Origin of the sequence: Edaphobacter aggregans DSM 19364 (genome assembly GCF_000745965.1) — a bacterium.
GTDB classification, from domain to species: domain Bacteria; phylum Acidobacteriota; class Terriglobia; order Terriglobales; family Acidobacteriaceae; genus Edaphobacter; species Edaphobacter aggregans.
Window position 1 is genome coordinate 53,441 of sequence record NZ_JQKI01000020.1, and the last position, 12,329, is coordinate 65,769.

Annotated in this window: 9 protein-coding genes; 4 read left to right on the top strand and 5 right to left on the bottom strand. The window is 61.7% G+C overall.

What is annotated here, in order from left to right; genetic code table 11:
• Positions 1 to 26: 26 nt before the first annotated feature.
• From Q363_RS10440 to Q363_RS10450, 3 genes are all read left to right on the top strand, one after another.
• The gene (locus Q363_RS10440) at positions 27 to 1,844 is read left to right on the top strand and encodes a VWA domain-containing protein (protein ID WP_084080213.1); all 1,818 of its coding nucleotides are present in this window, start codon (positions 27 to 29) and stop codon (positions 1,842 to 1,844) included.
• Positions 1,845 to 1,915: 71 nt separating this feature from the next.
• A complete protein-coding gene (gene mscL, locus Q363_RS10445; protein WP_035349798.1) occupies positions 1,916 to 2,311 on the top strand; it encodes a large conductance mechanosensitive channel protein MscL in 396 nt (131 codons plus the stop codon).
• Positions 2,311 to 4,554, top strand: a complete 2,244-nt coding sequence (locus tag Q363_RS10450) for a M28 family metallopeptidase (RefSeq protein WP_084080215.1) — start codon at positions 2,311 to 2,313, stop codon at positions 4,552 to 4,554. Before mscL ends, Q363_RS10450 begins: the two co-directional genes overlap by 1 nt.
• A gap of 372 nt (positions 4,555 to 4,926) precedes the next feature.
• Here Q363_RS10450 and thiC read toward each other — a convergent pair whose 3' ends face one another.
• Positions 4,927 to 6,414 (bottom strand): phosphomethylpyrimidine synthase ThiC, encoded by a 1,488-nt coding sequence (gene thiC / locus Q363_RS10455; RefSeq protein ID WP_035349801.1) that lies wholly within the window; start codon positions 6,412 to 6,414, stop codon positions 4,927 to 4,929.
• A 267-nt stretch (positions 6,415 to 6,681) separates the two neighbouring features.
• Between thiC and Q363_RS10460 the strand changes: the two genes are divergently transcribed.
• Positions 6,682 to 7,185, top strand: a complete 504-nt coding sequence (locus tag Q363_RS10460) for a YciE/YciF ferroxidase family protein (protein WP_035349803.1) — start codon at positions 6,682 to 6,684, stop codon at positions 7,183 to 7,185.
• Positions 7,186 to 7,245: 60 nt separating this feature from the next.
• On the opposite strand, the gene Q363_RS10465 is transcribed toward Q363_RS10460, so the two are convergent.
• From Q363_RS10465 to Q363_RS10480, 4 genes are all read right to left on the bottom strand, one after another.
• Positions 7,246 to 9,921, bottom strand: a complete 2,676-nt coding sequence (locus Q363_RS10465; RefSeq protein WP_245632149.1) for an ABC transporter permease — start codon at positions 9,919 to 9,921, stop codon at positions 7,246 to 7,248.
• Positions 9,918 to 10,271 (bottom strand): PadR family transcriptional regulator, encoded by a 354-nt coding sequence (locus tag Q363_RS10470; protein ID WP_035349805.1) that lies wholly within the window; start codon positions 10,269 to 10,271, stop codon positions 9,918 to 9,920. Before Q363_RS10470 ends, Q363_RS10465 begins: the two co-directional genes overlap by 4 nt.
• A 112-nt stretch (positions 10,272 to 10,383) precedes the next feature.
• Positions 10,384 to 11,193 carry a sugar phosphate isomerase/epimerase family protein gene (locus Q363_RS10475; protein WP_035349807.1) on the bottom strand — a complete coding sequence of 270 codons (810 nt, stop codon included), beginning with the start codon at positions 11,191 to 11,193 and terminating at the stop codon, positions 10,384 to 10,386.
• Positions 11,193 to 12,329, bottom strand: a complete 1,137-nt coding sequence (locus Q363_RS10480) for a dihydrodipicolinate synthase family protein (protein WP_035349810.1) — start codon at positions 12,327 to 12,329, stop codon at positions 11,193 to 11,195. The genes Q363_RS10475 and Q363_RS10480 overlap by 1 nt, the downstream gene beginning before the upstream one ends.

Here is a 12,329-nt window from a genome sequence, read left to right on the forward strand (position 1 = left end):
ACTCCGTGATACGTTCCCCGCTAATCATGAAAATTCGCGTTGTTTCGCTGCTCCTTCTGTCAGCCATGGTCCTCCGTGCCGCAGCCCAGCAACCGACAAACGAATCGGCGACGCTGCATGTGAAGTCGCGCATCGTTGTCGTCGATGTCGTCGTCACCGACTCCAAGGGCAACGCCGTGCACGACCTCAAGTCGTCAGACTTTGTCCTGCTCGAAGACAAGCAGCCACAGACGATTCGTCACTTCGAGGAGCACACTGCAGCCCCGGCAAACGCGGCGTTGCCACCGCAGCCGAAGATGCCTCCCAATACCTTCAGCAACGTCGTCACAGCGCCGGAGGGCAGCGCGCTGAACATCATCGTGCTCGACTCGCTCAACACGCCGCTTGATGTGCAACCGTTCCTCCGCTCCCAGCTGAAGTCGGTCGTCGATTCCCTTCCTTCGGGCACCCGGGTCGCCGTCTTCGGAATCAGCAACCGCCTTGTGATGCTGCAGAGCTTTACCTCGGACCCCGCTGTTCTGAAGGCAGCGGTCTCACGCCAACGCGGCATTCTCGGCGCAGCGGCCCTCCAGGCATCCTCCTCTATTCAGACCGGCGCGGCCGACCAGGCAATGGTGATGAGCGCCAATGGCAGCTACGAGGCAACGGGATACGCTCCGGGCTCACCGCTTGCGCTCTACGATCGCCGCGTCAACGTCGCCGCACTCCGTGACCGAGCCGAGTTTACGCTAACCGCGCTGCGCCAACTCAGCCAATATCTCTCAGCGCTCCCCGGACGTAAGAATCTCATCTGGGCCTCCGGAGGATTCGCGCTTCAGTATTTCCTCGATGCCGACTCGGCGGAGGCGGGATCGAGGCCATTTGACAGCACAGTCGACTTCAGCCGGGAGGTACAGCAGCTTTCCATCGACCTCGCAAAGAGTCAGGTCGCCGTCTATCCGGTCGAAGCCACCGGGCTCACAGCCGACCGTGCTTACACCGCCGAGGTCGGTTCCACCATTCCAGGTGCGCAACAGGCCGATCCGGGCAGCCATGCCAGACAGTCGATGCAGGCCAATGCCACGCGTCTCGCCCAACAGGCCACAATGTATCGCGTGGCCGATGAGACCGGAGGCCACGCCTTCGTCAACACCAACGACGTCGCCGGCGCGGTGGTCAAGGCCATCAATATGGGCGCGAACTACTACACCCTGACCTACGTCCCCTCCAACGCGAAATGGGACGGCAAGACACGCAAGATCAAGGTCAACCTCGACGGCAGGAACTACCACCTTTCGTATCGAACCAGTTACATCGCCAGCGAGCGCGCCGCAACCACCGCCAACCAGCAGACAACGCCCGAGTCAGAACGCAGCGAGGCCAGTACGCTGATCGCAACCATGCGCCGCGGGGCTCCCGACCCCACCGAGATCATCTTCTCGATCCATGTCTCCCCGTCGGTAGCGATCAATCCGCCTGCCGAGGTTGCCAAAACGACCGCGCAAGGGGGCCTGGCTGCGGTGTCACTGCACGCCCAGCGCCGCTATCGGGTAGACTACGCCGTCGATCCGGAAGATATGAATTGGCAGATCGACAACGGCAAGCGATCGGCGACCCTCGAGTTCATGATCATCGGCTACGACAAAGAGAGCAATACCGTTAACAAGACCAGCCGTGTCGTGCCTCTTCACCTTAGCGAGCAGGACTTCGCCACAGCCTCGCGCGGCGGTCTTCGTCTCAGTCAGGAGATCGCCATGCCCGCCAGCGGAGAGTATTACCTGCGGGTCGGCGTCCTCGACACGAGCAACAACCACATCGGCACCGTCGAGGTCTCCACCGCCACGCTTGAGGTACCAAAGCAGTAGTCCTCGGTCCGGGGAAGACACTTGGCGGTGTTAGACTCCCGTAAAAACAGCTTCGCTCACCGGAGAGCTACATGATCAAAGGCTTTCGCGACTTCATCCTCCGCGGCAACGTCATCGATCTGGCTGTCGCCGTCATCATTGGCGGCGCCTTCTCGGCCATTACAAAATCGCTCGTCGAAGACATCATCACACCACTGATCGCTGCAGTCGCCGGCAAGCCTGACTTCTCCGCACTTGTCCTGAATGTCAACGGAACGCCCCTCAAGTACGGCAACTTCCTCAACGCCGTCATCTACTTCCTCATCATCACCTTCGTCATCTACTTCTTCCTGGTGCTGCCGATGCAGAAGCTGCTGGCCCGCATTCAGGGTCCGCAGGCCGCCGCCGTCAAGCCCTGCCCCGAGTGCCTCTCCGATATTCCCACCGCGGCCCGCCGCTGCAAGTTCTGCAGCGAGCCGGTCGCCTGATGCTTCGCATTCTGCGCGTCTGCCCGGGCACCGCACAGAATGCGATACTCTACCTCTACCTTTCCCTTAGAGGTATTTTCTTGCGCGCTGTCCGTACACTGGTCTGCCCTCTTCTTCTCACTGCCCTAACCGCTTCGGCTCAAACCCCGCAGGTCTTCGGCTATCGCGACTTCACCCAGCAGGCCAGGTGGGACGCTGCCTTCCTTCCCGTCCCCGACGCCAAGCTCGCCGGCGAGCACCTGAAGACCCTCACCGCCGCGCCTCACTGGGCAAGCTCTCCCGAGGACTACGCCACCGCAGTCTACGTCGCCGACAAGTTCAAGGCCGCCGGACTCGATACCCAGATCGTCCCCTACAAGGTCCTGCTCAACAAGCCGGTCAAGATCGAGATCGAGGCCTTTGATGCCAGCGGCAACAAGCTGATGTCCGGCCCGACGCCCGAGCACGTCGATCCAAAGAAGCACGGCGGCGACCCCTTCCAGGACGACCCTCGCATCCTCACCGCGTTCAACGGCTCCTCGCCCTCCGGCGACGTCACCGGTGAGGTCGTCTACGCCAACTACGGCAATCTCGCCGACTTCAAAAAGCTCGCCGAGCTCGGGGTCAGCGTCAAGGACAAGATCGTTCTCGTCCGCTACGGAGGCAACTTCCGCGGCGTCAAGGTCTACCTGACGCAGCAGTTCGGCGCCAAGGGCGTCCTCATCTACTCCGACCCCGCCGACGACGGCTACTTCCGCGGCGACGTATACCCCAAGGGCCCCTATCGGCCGGAGTCCGGCGTACAGCGCGGCTCCGTACAGTTTCTCCCCATCTATCCCGGCGACCCGCAGACCCCCGGCGTCGCTTCCACGTCTGACCTTCCCGACTCAAAGCGCATCCCGCTCTCGCAGCTCAAGGGCAACCAGCCCAGCATTCCTGCCAACCCGCTCTCCTACAAGGACGCCAGCCCCATCCTCAAGTGCCTCGGCGGCCCCGAGTCACCGCGCTCATGGCAGGGAGCGCTGCCTTTCACTTATCACGTCGGTGGAAGCGATAGGAAGGTCACCGTCCACATGCACCTTGAGCAGGACACCGCGCTGCGCACCATCTGGGACGTCATCGGAACCATCGAAGGAACCGATCCGGCTCAGAAAGAAGACTGGGTCGTCGCCGGAAACCATCGCGACGCTTGGGTCTTCGGAGCCGTCGATCCGAACTCCGGCACCGCCGCCATGCTCGAGACCGTCCATGGCCTCGGCGAGTTGCTCAAGCAGGGCTGGCGGCCGAAGCGGCGCATCGTCATTGCATCGTGGGATGCAGAAGAAGAGGGCCTGATGGGTTCGACCGAGTGGGCCGAGCAGCATGCCAATCATCTCGCCAACGCCGTCGCCTACTTCAACACCGACGTCGGCGTCTCGGGCCCCGATTTCAAGTCCGCAGCCGTCCCTTCCCTCAAGCAGTTCGTCCGTGAGGTCTCCAGGCAGGTCCCATCGCCCAAGGGAGGCACCGTCTACGAGCAGTGGAAGACCGCGCAGGAGACCGACGCAGAGCGCCGCATCGCCACAACCTCCGCAAGCCCCACGCGCTTCAATGCGCAGGTCGAAGACGATGTCCGCGTGGGCGACCTCGGCTCCGGCTCCGACTACACGCCCTTCATCCAGCACCTCGGCGTACCCTCCACCGACATCGGCTCAGAGGGCCCCTACGGCGTCTATCACTCGGCCTTCGACAACTACAACTGGTTCATCAAATTCGCCGACCCCACCTTCATCTTCGAGCAACAGCAGGCCCGTGTCTTCGGGCTTGAGATCCTCCACATGGCCGACGCCGATGTGCTGCCCTACGACTACCAACTCTATGGCAAGGAGATCGTCAACTACATCGAGACCGCGCAGAAGAACGCTACTTCGAACAAGCTGAGCCTCAACTTCGCTTCGGCGCTCGCGGCCGCACATCGCTTCGAGGCGGCGGGAACCGCGATCCGTGCTCGGCAGCTTGCCCCGCCGTCCGATGCAGCCGCTCTCAACCACGCCCTGCGCGCCGCCGAGAGCGCTCTGCTCAATCCCGATGGCCTGCCGCACCGGCCGTGGTACAAGCACACCATCTACGCTCCAGGCGAGTTCACCGGCTACGCCGCCGTCGTCATCCCCGGCGTCAACGAGGCCATCAGCACGCCGGACCCGGCCCGAGCCCAGACCCAGCTCGGGCTCCTCGCCGATGCTCTCAACCGCTCCGCAGCCATCCTTGAAGCTGCCGCAAAGTAGGCCCAGCAGGACGCACTTCCGAGACAGCTTCTCCTTCCGGCTTCCCGGAAAATCGCCATACCACTTTCGGGTCAGTCAGCGCTTCCCGAGGTGGGATGTTCCTTGCGAGATACCTGCTTCAAGATGCTCCATGAGACGGTAAAAAACCGCCCCAAGGAGTCTTCCCCAATGGTCCACGACTTGGTTCTTGCACTCGTATTTCTCGCTATGATCATCGCTCCTGCACTTCTGGCCATGCGCTCTGAGCGTGAGGAGAAGGACATCCTCTAAACCTTCACCGTTGCCCTGCCTCAAACCGGAAACATCAACCCCATCGCGCAGTAAGAAGGCCGCCCCCAGAGGAGCGGCCTTTGATTTTGCATTGGGTCGAAGCTAGCCTCTCAGCGCCATCTGCTCGGTCACGATCTGCGTCAGGTCCGCCTTCTTCAGTCCATGTTCGCGCTCATTGAACTGATCCACCTTGCTCGACCAGTTCATCGAGCAGAACTTCGGCCCGCACATCGAGCAGAACGCCGCCTCCTTGTAGTAGTCATCCGGCAGCGTCTCATCGTGCATCCCACGCGCCGTCTCCGGATCGAGCGAGAGCGCAAACTGCTTGTCCCAGTCGAACGTGTAGCGCGCGTACGAGATCGCGTCGTCGCGATCGCGCGCGCCGGGCCGATGCCTCGCAATATCCGCCGCATGAGCCGCAATCTTGTACGCGATGATGCCGTCCTTCACGTCCTTCTCGTTCGGAAGCCCCAGGTGCTCCTTCGGGGTCACATAGCAGAGCATCGAAGCACCATGCCAGCCGATCATCGCTGCGCCGATCGCAGAGGTGATGTGGTCGTAGCCCGGAGCGATATCCGTGACCAGCGGCCCCAGCACGTAGAACGGAGCGCCGTCACACATCTCCACTTCCTTGTCCACCTGCTCCTTGATCTTGTCCATCGGAACGTGGCCCGGGCCTTCGATCATCACCTGAACATCATCCTTCCACGCCTGTCGAGTCAGCTCGCCCAGCGTCTTCAACTCGGCGAACTGAGCCTCGTCGCTCGCATCGGCCACACAGCCCGGCCGCAGTCCGTCGCCCAGCGAGTAGCTGACGTCATGCTTCGCCATCACCTTCGTGATGCGGTCGAAGTTCTCATACAGGAAGTTCTGTTTGTGATGATGCGTCATCCACTGCGCCATGATCGCGCCGCCGCGGCTCACGATGCCGGTGATGCGCTTGGCCACCATCGGGACATACTGGATCAGCACGCCAGCGTGAATCGTAAAGTAATCCACACCCTGCTGCGCCTGCTCCTCGATCACCTCGAGATAAAGGTCGATGTTCAGGTCCTCCACGCGCTTCACCCGGCTCAGCGCCTCGTAGATCGGCACCGTGCCGATCGGCACTGGGCTGTGCCGCAAAATCGCCTCGCGGATCATCGGAATATCGCCGCCCGTCGACAGATCCATCACCGTGTCGGCACCGAAATGCACCGCCGTGTGCAGCTTGCGTAGTTCCTCGTCCACATTGGAAACCAGCGCCGAATTGCCGATGTTCGCATTGATCTTGCAGAGGCTCTCAACCCCAATGCACATCGGCTCCAGCTCAACGTGATTGATATTGGCCGGGATAATCATCGTTCCCTTGGCGATCTCGCTCCGCACCTTCTCCGCGGAGATCTTCTCTCGCTCTGCCACAAACGCCATCTCTTCTGTAATCAGACCCTTCCGCGCAAAGTGCATCTGCGACATGTTCCCGTCGCCCGTCCGCTCGGCCTCGGCCTTCCGCTTGACGATCCACTCCGCCCGGCCCGTCGGAACCTTGTAATCATTGCCGTTGCCGTTCGTGCCGTTTCCACTCGGATGACTGCCGCTGCTTGTGCTCATAGGTCCCTTTCAACGAAACGCTGTGCGTGTCCTGACATATCCGAGTATATCGCTGTTGCACGCCTGTAACATGGTGTGTGTCTCTCCCCAACCCCGGCCAACCTGCAACAACGGAGCGCATCCAACCCAGACAGAACGCGCACGACCCGTGAGCACTCCGGCGCACGTTGCCGTCTCACCCCAGGCGAATGGAATCCGTTGCCACTGTGCCTCAACGCGCGGCGTCGCTCGGCGTGCATGTTGCGATATCCCAAAAGGAGCACTTTCATGAAACTGTTCTCAGCCAACATCGAAGATCTACGTACGCTCTACATCAATAACCTCAAGAAAGCACTCGACATGGAGCAGGAGATTACCGACGCTCTTCCCAAGATGATCGAGAAGTCGACCGACCAGCAACTCGCCGCCGCCTTCCGCGATCATCTGCAACAGACTCAGGGCCATGTCGCCCGCGTGGAGGACCTGCTGCGCAGATCCACCGGCGACATCGACACCATCACCTGCAAGGCAATTGGCGGCCTCATCACCGAAGCGGAAGACAGTATCAAGGACGCAAAGCACACTGCCATTCGCGACATCACGCTCATCGCCGCCGCTCAGCAGGTCGAACATCACGAGATCGCTGTCTACGGTACTCTGCGCAACTGGGCCACCCTGCTCGGGCTCTCCAATGATGCTCAGGCTCTCGAGTCGATCCTGAACGAAGAAAAGGCTGCAGACAAGCTGCTGAGTTCTATCTCCGACGGTGTCAATATGCAAGCGGCCGCATAACCGGTGCGCAGGAAAAAATAACCGGCAGGCACACTCCACCTGCCGGCTTTTCTATGGAGACTACTCATTGCGCAAGGCCACCATCGGATTGATTCGCGACGCCCGCCGTGCCGGCAGATAACCCGCCAGCCCCGCCACAATGCCCAGCAGAACAGCCATGGCCACAAACGTCGCCGGGTCCGTCGGAGCCGTCCCGAACAGCAGCGACGCGATCAGGTGCGCCACGGCGATCGACCCCAACACCCCGACACCGATCCCAATCGACGCCATCCGCATCGTCTTCGAGATCACTCCCATCTGCACGTTGCCCGGCGACGCACCCAGCGCCATCCGCACGCCAATCTCCTGCGTCCGCCGCGTTACCGAGTACGAGATCACCCCATAAATTCCCAGCGAAGCCAGCACCAGTCCCAGCGCCGCAAACATCCCCACCAGCAGCATGAAGAACTGACGCGGTGAGACCGCATGATCGACTAGCCGCTGGATCGGCCGAAACTCTACCGCCGCCTGGTTCGGGTTGATCTCACGCAGCGTACGCATCACGCTGCGCGCCAGCTGCTCCGGCGGAAGCTTCGACCGCACCACCAGCACTGCACCGTCCGGACCCCAGTCGCTCTGCATCATCGGCAGGTACATCTGCCAGCCCGATTTGCCCTCAACGTTCGTATCGCGAACATCGGCGATCACTCCGATCACGCGAACATCCTTCTTTCCGATCACAGCCATCTTCCCGACCGCGTCTTCTCCCGGCCACAACCCCTTGGCAGCACTCTCGTTCAGCACCACCACGCCTTCACCCTTGTCGTTGTCCTGCCATGTGAAGTCCCTCCCGCGCAGCCGCATTCCCATCGCCTTCAGGTAGCCCGGCGAAACGATGTACACAAACGCTCCCGGAAGCTCGCCCGGCTTGTAATGCTTGCCCTTGATGAACGGCGATCCCCATGACCGGTTCCGATCCAGAGGAAGATTGTCCGAGAAGCCCGCCACTTCCACGCCCGGCAGCCCTTCCACACGATGCGCAATGTTCTCCAGAATCGCAGTCCGCTTCTCTGTTTTTCCGCCATCGTCATAATCCACGCGAACCGCTGCCGCCGTGCTTGGCTGAAACCCCAGATCTACGTCCAGAACGCGCAGAAAGCTCCGCAACAGCAGCCCTGCGCCGACCAGCAGCACGGAAGCCAGTGCTACTTCCGAGACAACCAGCGCCGTGCGCATCTTCTCATGCTGGCGGCCCTCGGTCGTTCCATGACCGCCATCCTTCAGCGCCTCCTGCACATTGGCACGAGAAGCTTTTATCCCCGGAACCAGCCCAAAGAGAACCGCTGTCGATACCGTAATGAGAAGAGTCCACCCAAGTGCCGTGCCATCGAGCCTGACGCTGCTCAGCAGTGGAAGCGCAATCGATCCCTGGTGCGCGAGATACTGCAGCAGCGCATAGGCGAGCCCGAGCCCCAGCGCCGCTCCTGCACCCGCCAGCACCAGACTCTCCGTCAGCAACTGCCGTATCAGCCGCCCGCGTCCCGCACCCAGGGCGCTACGCAACGCAAACTCCTTGCTCCGCGCCGCCGCGCGTGCCAGCAGCAGGTTCGACAGATTCACGCACACAATCAGCAGGATCAGCCCCACCGCGCACCACAGCACAATCAGCGAACGCCGCAGTTTCCCGCTCACGTACTCCTTCAGATAAATTGGGTGAGCCGTGTAGTTCCCCTTCGAGTCCGGAAAGCGCTTGCCCCAGTAGAACTGCGGAAACAGTATCTTCGCCTCGGCGCGCACCTGCTCCAAGGTCACGCCGCGCTTCAGGCGCCCGATGATCGCGATCGTGTTCCCCTGATAGCGAATATCATCCATGATCAGCGGCGTCAGAATATCCACCTTCGCTCCCGGCGAAAACGCCGCGCCAAAGTCGAAACTCTCCGGCAGCACCCCCACCACCATCACCGGCTTGCTATCCAGCTCAATCGGCTTACCTACAATCGACTGGTCTCCGCTAAACTGCCTCTTCCAAAACGGGTAGGAAAGCATTACCGTCGCGGGCCCGCCCCTTAACGACTCCTCCGGCCTGAACTGCCGCCCCAGCACCGGCTCCACTCCAAGCACATGAAAGAAGTTCCCCGCCACCATAATTCCCGTTACCGGCAGCGGAACACCGCGCCCCGTCAGCTTGTAGTTGTCCTCTGTGGAAAATGCGAAGTAACCCGTCACGTCCTCGTACGACCTATTCATCAGCCGCAGGTCTTCGTACGCGTCCACCGAGTACGTCGAACTCGACAACCCCTTCGCGTCCTCCGGAGCAATCCACACCAGCCGCGACGGATCGTAGAACGGCAGCGGTCGCAGCAGAATCGTGTTCACGACGCTGAACACCACAACGTTGGCCCCGATCCCCAGCGCGAGAATTAGTATGGCGACCGTTGCAAAACCGCGATCGCGCCCCAGCGTCCGGATCGTGTAGCGCAGGTCCTGCAGCAACGTCTCCAGGCCTGGCAGCCCGCGCGACTCTCGCTGTCGCTCCTTAGCCTGCTCCACACCACCGAACTTCACCATGGCCTTCCTCCGCGCCACCTCCGGCGTCATTCCGCTGCGAATGTTGTCCTCGGTCGCCATCGCGATATGCGACGCCACCTCTTCCTCCAATTCACGATCCAGCGGCTCCCTGTGAAAGAACGCCCCCATCCGCGCCACCGCGCGCCGCAGCGAATCCATCAGCGACGAGCCACCCGCCCGGCCACTCATTGCTCGCCTCCATCCTCGCTCATCGCCAACACTCGACCCATCACGCCTGAGAGCCGCATCCAGTACGCCGTGTCCTCGGCCAACTGCTTCCGTCCGCGCTTCGTAATCGAATAAAACTTCGCCCTGCGATTGTTCTCCGAAGCTCCCCACTCCGCGTCGATCCACCCGCGCTGCTGCAGTCGAACCAGCGCCGCGTAGATCGTCCCCTGGTTCAGCAGAACCTCGTCGCCGCTCACCTGCTCGATCCGCCGTGCGATCCCATAGCCGTGCATCTCGCCCATCGTTGCCAGCGTCTGCAGCACCATCAGATCCAGCGTCCCCTGCAAAAGATCCAGCTTCGCGTCTCCCATGCGTCTCTCCTGTGGCATAACAACATTTATACCTGTGGATACGCCACAGGAACACGAAAGTTCCCGCAGTTCTGCTTTTTTATTTTTTTATCTAGCTGAGGCTACGGAACGTCTAAACAAACTCTATGAACCTCGCCGCCACCCGGCTCACAATCGCATCCACAGGCTGCGCCCACAGTTCTTCATTGAAAATCTCCACCTCAATCGGCCCTGTGTAGCCGGCTCGCTCCACCGCCTCGCGCAGCCTGTGTATCTCGATGACACCGTCACCCATCATGCCGCGGCCCATCAGCATGTCCGGCGTCGGCACAATCCAGTCCGATACGTGAAAGGCAAAGATCCGCTCTGCCGTCCGTGCAATCTCCGCATACACCTGCGGGTCCCACCAGATGTGGTAGACGTCCACCACCAATCCAACCCGGCGCGCATCAAAACGCGCAGCGATCTCGTTCGCCTCCCCCATCGTCACCACCACACTCCGGTCGGCAGCGAACATCGGGTGCAGCGGCTCCACCCCCAGCCTCACACCGCTCTTCTCCGCATGGTCGACGATCGCCGCAATCCCCTCCACGACCATCTGCCGCGCTCCTTCAATGTCTCGCCCTGGAGCGGGCCCGTTCACCAGCACCAGAAGATCCGTCCGCAGCGCAGCCGCCTCGTCGATCGCTCGCAGATTGTCATCAATCCTCTTCCGCCGCTCCTCCGCCGTCGCAGCCGGAAACATGCCTCCGCGGCACAGGCTCGAGACACGCAGCCCCGCATCGCGAATCATCCTGCCCGCAGCCCCCGGATCGTCGCCGACAGCATGACGCCACGGCCCGATCCACTCGACGCCATGCCTCACACACGCATCCACCACCTCGCGCAACGTGGCCTTACCCGCCGTCATCTGGTTGAAGCTCAGCCTCGACAGATCAGCCACTAAGCCTCCACTCCCGCCAGTTCCAGCACCAGCCGCATCCTATGCACTGCAAGCTCCGGGTCTGCAAGCAGCCGCGCTCGATCCGCCAGCACAAACAGCTCCGCCAGATGCACGACCGAACGCGCACTCTGCTGACCGCCCAGCATATGAAAGTGCCTGTGGTGCCCATTCAGATACGCGAGAAACACCAGCCCCGTCTTGTAAAAATATGTTGGCGCCTGAAAGATGTGGCGCGACAGTGGTACCGTCGGAGCTAGCAGCTCCTCATACTTCGCAAGGTCGCCCGCATCCAACGCCCTTAGCGCGAGCGCCGCGGCCGGTGCAATCCCATCGAAGATCCCAAGCAGCGCATCGCTGTGGCCTTCCTGATCACCACGAATCAACTCCGCATAGTCGAAGTCGTCGCCCGTATACATCCGCACGCCCTCGGGCAGTTGCCTCCGCATCACAATCTCCTGCTGCTTATCGAGCAGCGATATCTTGATGCCGTCGACCTTTTCGCGGTTGTCGCGGATCACACCCAGGCACGTCGCCATCGCCTCCTCGAGGCTCGCGCCACCCCAGTATCCCGTCAGCTGCGGATCGAACGCCTCGCCCAACCAATGCAGAATCGCCGGCTGGCGAAGTCCGCTCAGCAGCCGCCCGTACACCTGCGCGTAGTCCTCCGGCCCCTTCGCGCACCGAACCAGCGCGCGGCTCGCCATCAGGATCACCCTGCCGCCCGCGGCTTCGATGGCCTCGCACTGCTCCTCGTATGCGGCAATCACCTCGTTCAGGGTCGAGACCTTCCCTGTCTCCAGCTGGTCCGTGTTCGCACCGCAGGCGATTGCTCCGCCACGCTCGCCTGATGACACGCGAATCAGCTCACGCGCCGTCTCCCAGTCCAGCCCCATCCCGCGCTGCGCCGTATCCATCGCCTCAGCCACACCGAAGCCCAGTGACCACAAATGGCGCCGAAAGGCCATCGTCGCCTCGATGTCCAGCACCTGCGGCCGCAGCGGATCGATCACCACATGCGCAGCCGCATAGGCCACGCGCGATGCCGGGGGCGGCCCGGCAACAATCGGCAGCGGTCTTGCTTCGTTCAGTCTGTACTGCGTCAGCCCACCGTGAAGTGGAAGTCGAATCTGTGTCAT

Bases quoted from the DNA above. Each gene is read 5' to 3' on its own strand.
- Q363_RS10440 (WP_084080213.1), top strand. From the start codon at position 27: ATGAAAATTCGCGTTGTTTCGCTGCTCCTTCTGTCAGCCATGGTCCTC.
- mscL (WP_035349798.1), top strand. From the start codon at position 1,916: ATGATCAAAGGCTTTCGCGACTTCATCCTCCGCGGCAACGTCATCGAT.
- Q363_RS10450 (WP_084080215.1), top strand. From the start codon at position 2,311: ATGCTTCGCATTCTGCGCGTCTGCCCGGGCACCGCACAGAATGCGATA.
- thiC (WP_035349801.1), bottom strand. From the start codon at position 6,414: ATGAGCACAAGCAGCGGCAGTCATCCGAGTGGAAACGGCACGAACGGC.
- Q363_RS10460 (WP_035349803.1), top strand. From the start codon at position 6,682: ATGAAACTGTTCTCAGCCAACATCGAAGATCTACGTACGCTCTACATC.
- Q363_RS10465 (WP_245632149.1), bottom strand. From the start codon at position 9,921: ATGAGTGGCCGGGCGGGTGGCTCGTCGCTGATGGATTCGCTGCGGCGC.
- Q363_RS10470 (WP_035349805.1), bottom strand. From the start codon at position 10,271: ATGGGAGACGCGAAGCTGGATCTTTTGCAGGGGACGCTGGATCTGATG.
- Q363_RS10480 (WP_035349810.1), bottom strand. From the start codon at position 12,329: ATGACACAGATTCGACTTCCACTTCACGGTGGGCTGACGCAGTACAGA.